Below are 15,640 nucleotides of genomic sequence, written 5' to 3'. Positions count from 1 at the left end.
TATTTATGAGCTTACATTAAACTCTGAATATCTTAATTTTTAATATAAAAGAATAATTTAATGAAAATTAAAGATCACTTTCTTACTCAGGAAATATTCGAAATTAAAGAAACAGAAACTAAAGGGGTTTTTAAAACCTCCCCTATCCCATCGAATATTTCAAAATATTATGAAAGCGAAGATTACATTTCCCACCATCAGGATTCAGGAAGTTTAAAAGAAAAGCTATATAAATTTCTTCAGTCTTTTAATCTTCAGTATAAAAAAACAATCCTGATTGACAGAATTAAAAAGAATTCCAAGATTCTGGACTATGGATGTGGTGCAGGAGAATTTGTAAAGTTTATAGAGAATGACTTTCAGACTTTAGGATATGAACCTGATGCTGATGCAAGAAAAGCGGCGCAAACTAAAGTATCAAAAACGAAGATTATTGATGATATTAATTTAATTGAAGATAAAGCTTTAGATGCTATTACACTCTGGCATGTTTTTGAACATATCGAAAACCAGGCAGAAATACTTCAGATATTTCATAGTAAATTAAATGAAAAAGGATTGCTTATTATAGCAGTTCCCAATCCTACTTCTTATGATGCAAAACATTATAAAGAATATTGGGCAGCCTATGATGTACCCAGACATATCTATCACTTTTCAAAAAATGGTATGGAAAATTTAATTTCTAAAAACCCTGACTGGAAATTAAGAAAGATCAAACCTTTGATCCTCGATTCCTACTACATCTCCATGTTGAGCGAAAAATACAAGAAATCACCACTTTTTTGGCTAAAAGCTCTCATCTACGGAACGATTTCGAACGTAAAAGCATTGTTTTCGAATGAATTTTCAAGTTTGATATATATAATCGAAAAAAGATAGAAAATCGATTTTTGAGCTATTTCTGAAAGCCAATTTTCACCGATTTCCACCTAAAAATTAAAAACTCTCAAAATATTGAGAGTTTTTTTATTTCCATTTAAATAAAAATTTTAACAAAAACATATTTAATAAATAGCTCATGTCATTTCACTCTCTTTTTCACAAAAAATTCAAAATATAAATAAAATCATTACTTAAAGCACATTTTTTTCACTCATAATATGTCAAATACCTAACAAAATTCAAATTATAATAAAAATAAACCAAATAAAATTTACATTAAATATATTATTTTAAATAAATTAATTAATAAAATATAAATTATTTAAATATAATTTTAATAACCCTTATCCAAAAACATAAGTAATGTGCTAAATGATAAAAAAAATATAATAAATGATAAAAAAACAAAATAAATTAAATGAAAATGAATAAAAAAAAGGAAATATTATTAAATAATAAATTTAATTCAATAAATACACTCAATTGCATTAAATAATTCATTGATATGTGAAAATAATTTATACATTCACAGAACCATTTTTAAATATTAATCAATGAAAAATTTTAAACTCGTAATGATAGCGATAGGAATGCTATCTGTTACATCATGCGCAAAAACAGATGACGATCAAAACACCACCTCTACTGAAGTTCAAAAAAACTACGCATTGGGGGCACGGCTTATAGATCAATCTATCTACAGAAATTTTGCAAAAGTAAACATCAATGAACTTACGCTGAAATTAAAGGGAAAAAGTGAATCAACTGCTAAAAATGCTTTAGCATCCAGTTATTTTATTCCCGGTTTGCCAGCAATTGGTGATCAGGGCGGTGAAGGATCATGTGTTGCATGGGCGACCGCGTATACCACAACCAGTGGTTTAGAATCCAATTTTAAAGGAGTTACTGCAAAAAGAAGCCCTGAATATGTTTACAACCAGATCAAACTTGGTTCTTGTGATGCAGGTGCTTATGTTAGTGATGGTTTAAACTTAATTAAAAATCAGGGAGTTTGCAGCTGGAGTGAAATGCCTTACACGGATACAGGTTGCTCTACTCAGCCTAATACTTCCCAAAAAAATGCAGCTAGTAGTCATAAATTTACTACCTGGGCAACCGTCGACAATACGGATATAAGCAACGTAAAAACGCTTTTAAGTATGAATTTACCCATAGTTATCGCAGTTACAGTAGATTACAGCTTTGATCATTTAAGTTCATCAAACGGATGGATATGGAAGTCACATTCAGGTAATGTCCGAGGAGGACATGCAATTGCCGTAATAGGATATGACGATGCAAAACAAGCGTTTAAAGTACAAAATCAATGGGGTACAAATTGGGGGAACAACGGATACTTTTGGATTGATTATTCATTCTTTGCGAAAGCAAATAATGGAGCAATTAATGAATGTTATGTAGCTTACGTTCAATAAGATAATGACTAATAAAAAATAACCTTCTCAAAAAGAGAGGGTTATTTTTTTATTTATAATAACAGTTTTTTATTTATTAATAGCAGCAATTCCAGGAAGTTCTAATCCTTCCAAGCTTTCAAGCATGGCACCACCACCAGTCGATACATAGCTTACTTTGTCATCATATCCAAATTGCTTTACAAACGCAACACTATCCCCTCCTCCTACTAAAGAGAAAGCTCCAAGTCTAGTCGCTTCAGCAATACTATCACCTAAAGCAACAGTACCGGCAGCAAAGTTGGACATCTCAAAAACTCCAATTGGTCCATTCCATAGAATAGTTCTTGAATTTAAAAGAACATCATTAAACTGATCCCTTGATTTTGATCCGGCATCCAATCCCATCCATCCTTCAGGAATTGCATAAATATCTATCTCCTTTCTTTCAGCATCATTACTGAAACTTTCAGCTATAATAGTATCAGATGGAAGATATACTTTAACGTTGTGTTCTTTTGCTTTTGCCAATATCTCAAGTGCTAGAGGCAACTTATCCTGCTCTACCAAGGAAGTTCCAATTTTACCACCCAGCGCTTTTATAAAAGTAAAGGCCATCCCGCCACCAATGATCAAATTATCAATTGCAGGCAGGATATTTTCTATAATGGTAATTTTAGTTGAAACCTTAGACCCTCCAAGTATAGCTGTAACAGGTCTTTCACCGTTTTTTAAAACTTTATCGATAGCTTTTAATTCATTAGCCATTAATAAACCGAAAAATTTAGTTGAGGTGAAATAGTTAGCAATTACAGCTGTAGAAGCATGAGCTCTGTGTGCTGTACCGAATGCATCGTTCACATAAGCATCTCCTAATTTGGAAAGTTGCTCAGCAAACCCTTCATCTCCTTTCTCTTCTTCATTATGAAAACGTAAATTTTCCAATAATAGAATTTCCCCCGGTTTAAGTTCAGCAGCTGCTTGTTCAGCTTTAGGACCTATAGACTCTTCTACAAACTTTACTTCTCTTCCCAAAACATTAGAAACTTCAGCAAGGATGTGTTTCAGAGAAAATTCATCCTTCACTTCTCCTTTAGGTCTTCCCAGGTGAGTCATGAGAATTACAGAACCACCATCATTAAGAATTTTTTCTACAGTAGGTTTCACTGCTACGATTCTTGTATTGTCTGTAACTTTCAGTTGATCATCTTGCGGAACATTGAAATCCACTCTCACTAAAGCTTTCTTGTCTCTAAAATTGAAATCATTGATTGTTTTCATAAATAGCTTTGAATTTTCGTTTCACAAATGTAAGATTTTAAACTTTTGGAAAAGATTGAATCAAAAAAAGTTTTCAGAAATCTTCCCACAGACCCAACACTCACTAATCAACAATTTTTTTTTAATAAAGAAAATATGAGTGAGTATTGTTGTTGAGTGTTGGGGGTTTAGGGGATAACTTTCCTCTAAAAAGTTCATAACACTTAATTTTTATTTAATTCATATTTAATTCACAATGCAATTTCTTGTAAATCTGATTATTCAGATGGTTACTAACAAAAATGAGTTAGTTGTTAACAATTTTAATTATTAATTACTGATTTATGGAAAAACTAACGAATAGTCCCAAAAAAGATTTTGAAAATTCTGTATTGACTTTTGAGAGAATTTGTCCATTAGTAAATTTTCATATTCAAAAATTATTTACTTTATAAAAGTTTTCCACAGTTATTCACAATGCTTTTCACAATTAACTAGTGTTGAACTAACAATTAATATTTAATACTTAAATTTGTAGGGAAATAAATCTATATTAAGTCTAATAAAAGTATTATGAAAAGAAAAATTGCGATCGCAGCTGATCATGCAGGCTTTGAATATAAGGAGATTGTTAAGAACTATTTTTCAGAACAATTTGATATTCAAGATTTTGGAACGTTTTCCACAGACAGTGTGGATTATCCTGACTTTGTTCACCCTGCAGCAACTTCTGTAGAAAATGGGGAAAATGAATTGGGAATTCTAATTTGTGGTAGCGGAAATGGTGTGCAGATCACTGCAAACAAACATCAGAAAATTCGTTGCGCTTTATGTTGGATGCCGGAGATTGCATCGTTGGCAAGACAACATAATGATGCCAATATGATTTCTATGCCTGCAAGATTCATATCTAAGGAATTGGCAATAGAGATCGTAGAAAAATTTCTCTCTACAAACTTTGAAGGGGGCAGACACCAAACAAGAGTTGACAAAATAGCAGTTTGCTAAAAATATAAAGGCTTGTAAATCAAATTACAAGCCTTATTTATTTTAAATTACATATCTTTGTACTATCAAATAGAAACACATTCTATATTCTCTCTCGAAACTTATACTCGTAATATTAAGTTTATTTATAACAGGTTTTCTCCCCTCTTCTCCATATTTGTATTAAATTTATACGAACTAAAACTCCCGTTATCAAAACACTGGGAAGGAAAATGATGTTGTTGATATTTTAAACAATTATTAAAAAATGAAAAAAAGAAAATATATAAGTCAGAAAAATGACCATAAATTAATGGAGATCGGAAGATTGATCTTAAGATTTATGAACGAAAACTCGTCGAAGATCTATAACTATAAGCAGATCGCAGACGGAATTGATCATAAGAACCCAAGACAAAGGGAACTGGTGATCCAGGCTTTACATAAGCTGCAATCTTCAGAAAAAATTAAAGAAACAGATAAAGGAAAATATATTATTAACTTGAATATCGCAGGAACTTTAACCGGAGTTATTGATTTTAATCAATCTGGAAATGCCTACGTGAATGTAGATGGAATGGAAGATGATATTTTTATCCATTCAAAAAATGTAAAGGATGCTTTACAAGGGGATAAAGTTTTAATAGTAACCTATACTTATAAAGGAAAGAAGCTGGAAGGTTCTGTCTTGGAAGTTTTGGAAAGAACGAGAACGGAATTTGTAGGTACTTTACAAGTGGTTGCTCATAAAGATTTCGGATTTGTTGTTTGCGATAAAAAGTCGATCAATACTGATATTTTTATTCCAAAAGGGAAATTTGGTGGTGCTGAAGATGGTGCTAAAGTTATTGTTAAGATGACAGAATGGAGACCTGGGGATAAAAATCCTGAAGGAGAAATCATTAAAGTTTTAGGAGCTCCTGGAGAGCACGAAACAGAGATTCATTCTATTTTAGCAGAATATGGATTACCCTATGAGTTTCCTGAGGAAGTAGAAGCAGATGCTGATAAGATCAACAGACAGATTACGGATGATGAAGTTGCAAAACGTCGTGATATGCGTAATATCTGCACGTTTACTATTGACCCTAAAGATGCAAAAGATTTTGATGATGCTTTATCAATCCAGAAATTACAAAATGGAAACTGGGAAATTGGAGTCCATATTGCGGATGTTTCTCATTATGTGGTTCCGGGAACTATTTTAGATGATGAAGCTTATCAAAGGGCAACTTCAGTATATTTGGTTGACCGTGTGGTTCCTATGTTACCAGAAGTTTTAAGTAATGATGTTTGTTCACTTCGTCCTAATGAAGATAAATATACATTCTCTGCAGTTTTTGAACTGAATGATCATGCAGAAATACAGAAACAATGGTTTGGTAGAACAGTAATTCATTCTGACAGAAGATTTACCTACGAAGAAGCTCAGGAACGTATTGAAACCCAGCAAGGAGATTTAACAGAAGAAATTCTTGTGTTGGATAGGCTGGCAAAAATAATGCGTGATGAACGTATCAAAAACGGAGCTATTACCTTTGACAGAAGTGAAGTAAGATTTAATCTTAATGAAAATAACGAACCTGTTGGAGTTTACTTTAAAATAAGCAAAGATTCTAATCACCTGATTGAAGAATTCATGCTTTTAGCGAATAAAAAAGTTTCGGAATTTGTATCTCTTACTAATAAAGGAGGGATGTCTAATAATACATTCATTTATAGAGTTCATGATGATCCGGATCCAGCAAAATTAGAAGCATTAAGAGATTTTGTATCCACTTTTGGATATCAGATGAACCTTGCAAATACTAAGAAAGTTGCCGAATCTTTAAATAAATTACTGTATGATGTAAAAGGAAAAGGAGAAGAAAATATGATCGAAACTTTGGCAATGCGAAGCATGAGCAAAGCGGTCTACTCCACTGAACCTATCGGACATTATGGTTTAGGATTTGAATATTATTCGCACTTTACATCTCCTATCAGACGATATCCTGATTTACTTGCACACCGTTTGTTGCAACACTACCTTGATGGTGGAAAATCTCCTGATAGAACTGAATTGGAAGAAAAGGCAAAACATTGCAGTGCTATGGAAAGACTGGCTGCAGATGCAGAAAGAGATTCAATCAAATTCATGCAGGTGAAATTCATGGAAAAACATCTTGGTGAAACTTTCACGGGTGTGATTTCGGGAGTAGCAGAATTTGGTTTCTGGGTTGAAATACCTGAAAATGGTGCTGAAGGATTGATCAAATTAAGAGATCTGGTAGATGATTCTTATACCTATGATAAGTCGACACACGCAGTTTATGGCTCAAGAACCGGTAAAAAATATCAATTGGGAGATCAGGTTCAGATCAAAGTGGTTAAAGCTAACTTAATTCAGAAACAACTGGATTTCAAGATTGTTGATTAATGACAAGGATAGATAAAATTATTGTCTTTAGTATTGCCAATGTTATTTTACTATTTACAATTGTTTTTAAAACCGTTATTAATTTTTTCTTACTGGTAAGTATTATATTTGTGCTTTGCCTTTTTATAAATGTACTCATCAATAAAAAGATTATTAAGATAGAGAATTGGGAAAAAAAATATTTTTTTTTGATTAAATTTCCTTTAATAATAAATTTATTTTTTTTAATCAATTATGTTACAGGATCAAACCCTACTAAGGAAACGTATTGTTTTAAATGTAAAATGGCAGATGTAGGAGGAAGGAGTAATCATTATAGAGGAAAAACTACCTATATCTATTTGAGTAACAGTGCTTACGAATACGAATATATGATTCGTAGTTTTTTCATTGATTATAAAAGGATGGAATTTAAAAATCAAATTACTTATATTTTCGAAAAAGGTATCTTTGGATTGAAAATTAGAAAAGATTACCAATTTTTTTATAATGAAAACTGTCTAGAATAAAATGTTTGAACTTGTACTTTCTGCTGTCATATTAGGATTTATGTTGAGCCTGGTTTTCATAGGACCTATTTTTTTCCTTTTAATTGAAACCAGTTTCTCAAGAGGTCCCAGACACGCTTTAGCACTGGATCTCGGAGTTATAACCGCTGACCTGTTGTGTATCGTTGCAGCATATTATGCAAGTGCAGATCTTGTTAGTTTAATAGACAAACATCCTGGTTTTTACAGGATTACGTCTATTCTTATTTTTGTATATGGGATCGTAATGTTGGTTACCAAAACCAAAATGCATATGCCTGGAGAAGAAAGAATCATTAGTCAAAATTATTTTAAAACTTTTATTAATGGTTTTTTCTTTAATCTTTTAAATGTTGGGGTAATTCTTTTCTGGTTGGTAACAGTAATTTCGGTACGAAATCAATATCCTGATATCAGTAATTTTATCCTGTATATAGGCTTGGTAATTGGTACTTATTTATGTATCGATCTCGCTAAAATATTTCTGGCTAAACAATTCCATGATAAATTAACACAAACTTTAGCCAATAAGATCAGAAGAATTGTAGGTGGAATTCTTATCATTTTCAGTTTCTTTATCTTTTTACAAAGCTTTAAAAAATTTAATCAGTTTGATAAACGATTAGAAGAAGCAGAGAAGAAAGAAGTCAAATTTCAAAAAACAAAATGAAAAAAATTATCTTTCCAAAATCCCTAAAAAAAGGGGATAAAATTGCTCTTATTTCTCCGGCAGGAGCTGTAGAAGAAGCTCAACTTGAAAAAGGAATTTCAATGATTAAAGCAAAAGGTTTTGAACCTGTTATAGGAGAACACCTTTATACCAAATTTTCTAATGGTTATAATTATGCTGGAACAGAAAAAGAAAGATTAAAAGATATCAACTGGGCTTTAAATGATACCGATATTTCTGCAATCTGGGCTTCCAGAGGTGGATATGGGTGTCAGCATCTGGTCCAGCACCTGAAGCTTAAACAATTTACTGAAAAGCCAAAATGGTATATCGGTTACTCTGATAATACTGTAATTCAAAGTTATTTATTAAAAAATGGTTTTGCATCTATTCATGGCCAGACCATTAAAACTTCCAGCTTTGGAGTTACAGATGAAAGCTATGATTTATTATTTGATGTTCTGAAAGGAAAGACTCCAAAATATAACATACCATCAAATCAGTTCAATAAACAGGGGACCGTGGAAGGAGAATTGGTTGGCGGAAATCTGGCTCTGATCTATGCTCTTTTAGGAACTAAATATTCTTTTGATTTTAAAGATAAAATATTATTTATTGAAGATATAGGTGAAAATTATTATGCTTTAGATCGAATGATCATGAGCCTGGAACTGGCAGGAGTCTTCAAAAAAATAAAAGGACTTATTATTGGCGGAATGACCAATATGGGTGATGAAAAAGATAATAAAAATTACGAAGAAAGCTTTGATGATTTTGCTTATAAGCTAATCTCAGAGAGAGTTTCAAAATATAAATTCCCAGTTGTTTTTAGTTTTCCAAACGGCCATATCAAAGATAACAGACCTTTGATTATTGGGGGAAGTATAAAAATGAAAGTTGATAATAAAGTCAAGATTGAATTTTAAATTAACGGGGAATCTATAATTTTTAATCAAAGAGGAATGGCAACGCATAATGATTTCGGAAAAATAGCAGAAGATATGGCCGTTGAGCACCTGGTAAAAAATGGGTATAAGATTCTCACCAGGAACTTTCGATTTCAAAAAGCAGAGATTGATATTATAGCTGAAAAAGATAATTTAATTATTATTACCGAAGTAAAAGCACGCTCTACAGACGCTTTTATATTACCACAGGAAGCTGTTACCAAAACGAAAATCAAATCTATTGTTTTTGCTACAAACCATTATCTTGAAGAATTCGATAAACATAACGAAGTGCGGTTCGACATTATAACGGTTATGCCCGATGAAAAAAGAAAATTAGTTATTGAACATATAACGAATGCTTTTGAAGCATTTGATGCAAACTAAAATTAATTTAACAAACGTATCAATGATCCGTTTACCATAAATTGTTACATTGATACACTATTACAGCTACATTTATATATGAAAACAATATTAATAACCGGAGCTACTTCCGGAATTGGAAAATCAACCGCTGAAGTATTTGCTAAACAGGGAAACAGAATCATTATCTGCGGAAGAAGAAGTGAGATACTGGAAGAAGTAAAAACTGAATTATCTGCTTTTACGGAAGTATTTAGTTTAAAATTTGATGTAAGGAAGTTAGAAGAAGTAGAAAATGCTATTAAATCTCTTCCTGCTGATTGGAAAAATATTGATGTTCTGATTAATAACGCAGGCAATGCACACGGTTTAGATCCTCTTTCAGCCGGGAAAACCGATGATTGGGATTCTATGATCGATGGAAATGTAAAAGGGCTTTTATATGTGTCTAAAATACTTATTCCGGGAATGAAAGACAATAACTCTGGCCATATTGTTAATATAAGTTCTGTAGCTGCAAGACAGACGTATATAAATGGAGTTGTTTACTGTGCGACAAAAAAAGCAGTCGATGTGATCTCTGAAGGAATGCGTTTAGAGCTTACAGAATTTGGAATTAGAGTAACAAATATTCAACCGGGCGCCGTAGAAACAGATTTTTCATTAGTGAGATTTAAAGGAGATAATGAAAGAGCTTCCACAGTTTATGCGGGTTATGAACCTTTAAAGGCTGAAGATATTGCAGATGCTATTGCTTATTGTGTGAACGCGCCGAAACATGTAAATGTTTCTGATATGACCATCTATCCAAGTGCGCAGAGTGAACCTAGAACGATCTACAGAAAATAGTTTCAAAAAAGGATTAAATTTGCGTTAATTATTTAAAAGCATTTTTGCCTTTTTGCGAATTTGCAGTTTAGTTTAGAAAAAATGAAAATATTATATCTTGAAACCTCTTCTAAGAATTGTTCTGTAGCCATTTCAGACAATGAAAAACTATTATGTTTATGTGAAGAAGTTTCTGAAAATTATAAACAGTCCGAAAGCTTACACACTTTTGTAGAATGGGTACTTGAAGGCGCTGGTATTTCGATGAAAGATATTCAGGCGGTTTCTTTAGGCAAAGGACCAGGTTCTTATACCGGATTAAGAATTGGTGCAGCTTCAGCAAAAGGCTTTTGTTATGGATTAAAGATCCCACTTATTGCTGTTAATTCATTAGAAAGCATGATGGAGCCTTTTTTAGGAAAGAACTATGATTATATAGTGCCATTGGTCGATGCAAGGAGAATGGAGGTTTATACTGCCATATATGACGGAAATACGGGAGAAGAAATTGCTGCGACTGAAGCTAAAATTCTGGATGAACATTCTTTTACAGAATTTGCAGATAAAAAAATAATATTCGTTGGTGATGGTGCTAAAAAAGCAAAAGAAATCCTTCAGCTTCCGAATGCTGAATTTAATGAAAGCATCTACCCTTCCGCACAGTATTTAATAAAGAAAACCCTTGAAAAAATAGAAAAAAAGGACGTCGAAGATATTGCCTACTTCGAACCTTTTTATTTAAAAGATTTCCATGGAGTAAAGAAAAAGAAAAGCGAAGATTAATCTTCGCTTTTTTATTTATTTTGGTTTTGCAGGAACGTCATTAGGGTTCTGCATTTTAAGATCTTGTTGATTCTGATTTGTGCCCAATCTTTTCGATTTTCTTTTCACTGGCGGTGGCGCGTTAAGATCCTGAATATTCGGATTATTCGGATTTGCAGGAATATTATTATTCTGTAAATCTGGCTGTACAGGAGCATTATTCTGATTTTGAGGAACAACATTTCCTTTGTTATCCGTTGACTGGAAAGCGAGGTCACTCTTCAGATAATTCAACATTTCTTTAGCCTTTATACCTTCAGGTGTCTTAGCATAGTTAAGTGCAATTTGTTCCAATTGTAGGATCATTACTTCCTTTCCACTTGATTTTCCTGTATTAAATGCATTTAATAAATATAATTTCGGGACTAATGCATCTTTAGGATACTTTTGAATGGTCTGATCGATGACATCTTTACTTTCTCCAAATTTTTCTGATTCAAATAATGCATAAGCCCGTTTGTACTCATTTTCAACGTCTTCAGAAGATTTTACAAAAGAGTTATTTTTAGGGTTTCTTGCAAATTCGGCATAAGAAGTATATGGATAATCTGTAAGCAGGATCTGCTTCGCTTTATCTCCCGCTTGTGGATTTTTCTCATAATTCATCGCAAAGATCTCATATAATGCCTGTAACATCACCTTTTCTTCGGGTTTTACATCTACCAGATCATATAATGTTTTGGTCGCTAATGGAGTATTTGTAAAGTAATTTTGATACATGATACCAAGACCTAGAGACGCTGTATCCCTATCCTTTTTCAACTGCCCTAGCTTACCTGCATCTGTAGGAATCTGCTCTATGTAAAAAGCAGGCTCAAAACGTCTTGGATTAGGAGCTGAAGTTACTCCCAGTGCTTCATTTTTCATGTCATCAATCGTTGACATTTTCTTTGAATAACGCCAGTTATCACTCAATGCTCTATCACCCCAAACTTGTTTGAACGAAGAAGTTCCTTTACTTACGGTTCCTGTATTACTGAAATAAAACCCTTTAGGAGCTGTTCCGAAATCTTCAAAAGAAGTTGAACCATTAGCAAATATAGAATTAGAATTATAATCTCCAGTATCGAAACCTTTACTTCTTTCAGCACGTTTTCTTTCCAATTCTTCTTTTTCCTCTTTAGCTTTTAATTTTGCAATATGTTTCGCAAAAAAATCATTTTTTTGAGCATCACTCATTTTCGCTAAAGAAAGGATACTGTCATTCTTTTTGATCAGATAGTAATTCTTTGAGATCTTTTTAATATTTTCAGATTGATCTTTTAAAAGCACTTTAGAAGGCTCATATGTCATTACAGCAAGTGCAGAATCATAATAACTTCCCGCACCGATATAATCATTTTTATCCAGGTAATTCTTTCCTATTTCGTAGTAAGCCAAACCACGGACTTGTGGATCTGAAACCTTTTCAGATAAAGATTTTCTAAAGAACTGTTGACCTTCATCTTTTTTACCAGCCTTATTGGCCATCAGACCAAGAGCATAATAGAACTCGTTTTTTCTGGACATATAAGTTCCCTTGTTACTGATCTTTTCTAAATAATTTTTAGCTCCTTCATAGTCTCCTTTTCCATTAAATGTTTTTGCAATTTCTATTTGAGATTTAACTTCAAATTCAAAATCATTGGCATATTTATACGCTGCTAAAAAGCTTTCTCTAGCTTTTTCATTCTGTCCTAAACCTTCTAAAATCTGTCCTCTTAGAAAAGAAATTCTGCTTTTTAGCTTTCTGTTGCCGTTGAGATCATAAGCACGGTCAAGTTCTTTTACTGCTTCTTCTTTTTTTCCAGCATCTAAAAGAGCTTCAGAATTATAGATACTTAGCAGTTTATCATAACTTTTACTGATCCCCTCTCCTTTTAGCTTAGAGAATATCTCCTGAGCTTTATGATAATCCTTGATCTGAGCATAGGCTTCACCTTGGTAGATCTTCGCTAAAGGAAGCCTTTTATCATCTTTCATGTGAGTGAAAACATAATTTAAAGCATCAAGAGCTTGTACAGCCTTATTTTGATAAATTCTTGATTGTACAAGAATCATGTAAGCTTCAAAAATCTGTTTGTTTTTTTCTTCTCCGCTTCTGATCACGGAATATTTATTGATTGATTTTAAAGCTTTTGCTTCTGCAATTTCGAGTGCAGTCGCTCCTTTTGTTTCAGGTTGATTAGGATCGTTTCCATTCCCTGTTATACCGGATACAGCAGAATTAATTTTATCCTTCACCGCTCCAACAGCTTCCTGAAGGCCAGGTTTACCCGGAGGGCCACTTGCATTTCCTCCCCTGTCTGAAGTTGAAGCAGATCTATTAATATCCGCCATTTTCATTGAATTTTCTGCAAAAGCTGAAGATTGTCCAAGATCACTGCCTAAAGGCTGGTTTTCGTAAGTAAGTATAGGAATATAAGGGGCATAAAAATTATCTTTATGGCCTTTATCTCTGGTCGTAAACTCACTATTTAATGCATCTTTTGCATTAAATAGGGTATTATAATGTGTGGAAAAACCTTTTAGGAACTTTGATCGTTGTTCCGGCCTTTTTACTTTGGTAGCACAGGAAATAACAATACATGCTGCTAAAAGGAATAAAATATTCTTTTTCATTATTTCAATATAACTAGCTAATCTACTTTTTATTATCAGTAGTTTGATGATTTTTGTAAAAATAATAAAATTTTATTTTGAAAAAATTTATATTTCTCTCAAAATTTTATATACCAAATGGGTAGGAAGACCCATAATGGTATAAAAGCTACCGGATAATTTATTGATTTTTGCCATTCCCAGCCATTCCTGGATGCCATAACTTCCCGCTTTGTCGAAAGGTTTATAATTTTTCACATAGTAATTAATTTCATCATCAGAAATTTCATCAAGCTCAACATCTGCAACATCTGTCTCTGTATAAGTTTTATTGGATGTTTGGATGGTTATCCCGGTATAAACCTGATGTGTTTTCCCGGAAAGCATTTTCAACATATTCTTTGCATCTGCTTCGTCTTTCGGTTTCCCAAGAATTTGATGATCTATTGCGACCACTGTATCTGCGGTCAATAAAACTTCGTCATCATGAAGAGATCTAAATGCATTCGCCTTTAATTTTGAAAGATAAGCGGCAGCATTTTCTATTGTAATATTTTCAGGAAGAATTTCCTCACAATCTATTTTTACCACTTCAAAATCAAATCCTAAACTGGAAAGCAATTCTTTTCTTCTTGGAGATTGTGATGCTAAAAGTAATTTCATATCGACCAATTATACAGATTGTGTATTATCATCGTGCCAGTTTCCCTGTACTTTCATCACCTGTTCGATAACATCACGTACAGCTCCACTTCCACCCTGCTTTGTTGATATATAATCCGAAATTCCTTTGATCTCAGGAACGGCATTTTCAGGACACGCTGCTATAGCAGAATTTTCCATAATATGTAGATCTGGCAGATCATCACCCATCGTCAGAATTTCTTCGTTCTTGAGGTTATATTTCTTTTTAAAATCTTCAAAATCAACCATTTTATTATGAGATTTAGCATAATAATCTTCTATACCCAAATAATGGATCCTGTGTTTTACCATCTCATCATTTCCCCCCGTGATAACTCCTATTAAATAATTGTTTTTTAATGCTTTAACAACTGCATAGCCATCTAAGACATTCATTACCCTACTCATATTTCCACCAGGCATCAAATAAACGCTGCCATCTGTAAAAACGCCATCCACATCAAATACGAATGCCTTTATATCTTTTAACTTCTCTTTATAGCTCATACATTTTTTTAATAGAGTGATTTATTGTTTTGTATATTTCAAGACTTTCATCTTTTAACAGTTGCTCATGAAGTTCCAGAACCCTTATATCGTTTCTTACTGCTGGCCCTGTCTGTGCTAGCTTAGGTTCAATTTCATGAATTTTCTGTACTGTTTCATCAATTAATGGTAAAAAATAGTCAAAAGGAATTTCTTGAGAATCTGAAATTTCTTTAGCTTTAGAAAAAAGATGATTCACAAAATTACTGGCAAAAACTGCCGTAAGATGGATATATCTTCTTTTTTCATGATTGCTTTCCATGACGTTTTTTGACACTTTTGAGGCCAGTTCGAAAAGCAGTTTTCTATCTTCTTCATTTTCTGTTTCTATAAAAAAAGGAATTTTCTCATAGTTCAGATCTTTAGATTTAGAAAAAGTTTGCAAAGGATAAAAACTAGCTTTTCTGTACTCCCCTGCTAAAATTTCTTTAGGAAGCGAACCAGAGGTGTGAGCGACAAGAACATTTTTTTTAGTAATGATCTTAGAAACATCCTCTACAGAATTGTCGCTGACACATATAAGATATATATCAGCATCTTCCAGCCGTTCTGTAGAATATGGGATATGTAACTCTGAACCTATTTTTTCAAGGTCTTTTTCATTTCTTCCAAAAATTTGAGCTAATGGAATGTTACTCAGAACAAAAGCTTTTGCCAGGTGATAAGCCACATTTCCGGAACCTATAATTACAATTTGCATATAA

At 32.8% G+C, this 15,640-nt stretch carries 15 protein-coding genes; 10 read left to right on the top strand and 5 right to left on the bottom strand.

What is annotated here, in order from left to right; all coding sequences use genetic code 11:
• Nucleotides 1-60: 60 nt before the first annotated feature.
• Nucleotides 61-882 carry a class I SAM-dependent methyltransferase gene (locus NG806_RS15705; RefSeq protein WP_214829933.1) on the top strand — a complete coding sequence of 274 codons (822 nt, stop codon included), beginning with the start codon at nucleotides 61-63 and terminating at the stop codon, nucleotides 880-882.
• A gap of 557 nt (nucleotides 883-1,439) precedes the next feature.
• Nucleotides 1,440-2,321, top strand: coding sequence for a C1 family peptidase (locus NG806_RS15700; protein ID WP_214829917.1), 882 nt, complete (start codon nucleotides 1,440-1,442; stop codon nucleotides 2,319-2,321).
• Between the two features lie 69 nt (nucleotides 2,322-2,390).
• On the opposite strand, the gene NG806_RS15695 is transcribed toward NG806_RS15700, so the two are convergent.
• Nucleotides 2,391-3,581, bottom strand: a complete 1,191-nt coding sequence (locus NG806_RS15695; RefSeq protein WP_261510535.1) for a phosphoglycerate kinase — start codon at nucleotides 3,579-3,581, stop codon at nucleotides 2,391-2,393.
• A 552-nt stretch (nucleotides 3,582-4,133) separates the two neighbouring features.
• Between NG806_RS15695 and rpiB the strand changes: the two genes are divergently transcribed.
• From rpiB to tsaB, 8 genes are all read left to right on the top strand, one after another.
• Nucleotides 4,134-4,568, top strand: a complete 435-nt coding sequence (rpiB, locus tag NG806_RS15690) for a ribose 5-phosphate isomerase B (protein WP_214829911.1) — start codon at nucleotides 4,134-4,136, stop codon at nucleotides 4,566-4,568.
• Nucleotides 4,569-4,815: 247 nt separating this feature from the next.
• Nucleotides 4,816-6,966, top strand: a complete 2,151-nt coding sequence (gene rnr, locus NG806_RS15685) for a ribonuclease R (RefSeq protein WP_261510533.1) — start codon at nucleotides 4,816-4,818, stop codon at nucleotides 6,964-6,966.
• Entirely contained in the window at nucleotides 6,966-7,475 is a 510-nt protein-coding gene (locus NG806_RS15680; protein WP_214829899.1) for a hypothetical protein, read from the top strand. The genes rnr and NG806_RS15680 overlap by 1 nt, the downstream gene beginning before the upstream one ends.
• Nucleotide 7,476: 1 nt before the next feature.
• Entirely contained in the window at nucleotides 7,477-8,163 is a 687-nt protein-coding gene (locus NG806_RS15675; protein WP_214829897.1) for a LysE family translocator, read from the top strand.
• Nucleotides 8,160-9,089: a S66 peptidase family protein gene (locus NG806_RS15670; RefSeq protein ID WP_261510528.1), complete on the top strand. Its 930-nt coding sequence runs from the start codon at nucleotides 8,160-8,162 to the stop codon at nucleotides 9,087-9,089. The genes NG806_RS15675 and NG806_RS15670 overlap by 4 nt, the downstream gene beginning before the upstream one ends.
• Before the next feature lie 36 nt (nucleotides 9,090-9,125).
• Nucleotides 9,126-9,497, top strand: coding sequence for a YraN family protein (locus NG806_RS15665; protein ID WP_261510527.1), 372 nt, complete (start codon nucleotides 9,126-9,128; stop codon nucleotides 9,495-9,497).
• Nucleotides 9,498-9,575: 78 nt separating this feature from the next.
• The gene (locus NG806_RS15660; protein ID WP_261510525.1) at nucleotides 9,576-10,325 is read left to right on the top strand and encodes an SDR family NAD(P)-dependent oxidoreductase; all 750 of its coding nucleotides are present in this window, start codon (nucleotides 9,576-9,578) and stop codon (nucleotides 10,323-10,325) included.
• An 81-nt stretch (nucleotides 10,326-10,406) separates the two neighbouring features.
• Nucleotides 10,407-11,087, top strand: a complete 681-nt coding sequence (gene tsaB / locus NG806_RS15655; RefSeq protein WP_261510523.1) for a tRNA (adenosine(37)-N6)-threonylcarbamoyltransferase complex dimerization subunit type 1 TsaB — start codon at nucleotides 10,407-10,409, stop codon at nucleotides 11,085-11,087.
• Between the two features lie 15 nt (nucleotides 11,088-11,102).
• Here tsaB and porW read toward each other — a convergent pair whose 3' ends face one another.
• From porW to NG806_RS15635, 4 genes are all read right to left on the bottom strand, one after another.
• Nucleotides 11,103-13,727, bottom strand: coding sequence for a type IX secretion system periplasmic lipoprotein PorW/SprE (gene porW / locus NG806_RS15650; protein ID WP_261510522.1), 2,625 nt, complete (start codon nucleotides 13,725-13,727; stop codon nucleotides 11,103-11,105).
• An 87-nt stretch (nucleotides 13,728-13,814) separates the two neighbouring features.
• Complete coding sequence (locus NG806_RS15645) at nucleotides 13,815-14,369, bottom strand: Maf family protein (RefSeq protein WP_261510521.1); 555 nt, start codon at nucleotides 14,367-14,369, stop codon at nucleotides 13,815-13,817.
• A 9-nt stretch (nucleotides 14,370-14,378) separates the two neighbouring features.
• Entirely contained in the window at nucleotides 14,379-14,897 is a 519-nt protein-coding gene (locus tag NG806_RS15640) for a KdsC family phosphatase (RefSeq protein ID WP_214829853.1), read from the bottom strand.
• Entirely contained in the window at nucleotides 14,887-15,636 is a 750-nt protein-coding gene (locus tag NG806_RS15635) for a Rossmann-like and DUF2520 domain-containing protein (RefSeq protein WP_261510519.1), read from the bottom strand. The genes NG806_RS15640 and NG806_RS15635 overlap by 11 nt, the downstream gene beginning before the upstream one ends.
• Nucleotides 15,637-15,640 lie beyond the last annotated feature (4 nt).

The organism is Chryseobacterium paludis (assembly GCF_025403485.1).
Classification (GTDB): Bacteria; Bacteroidota; Bacteroidia; order Flavobacteriales; family Weeksellaceae; genus Chryseobacterium; species Chryseobacterium paludis.
The sequence above is the reverse complement of the archived record's forward strand: the minus strand, read 5'-3'. Positions and strand labels throughout refer to the sequence as shown.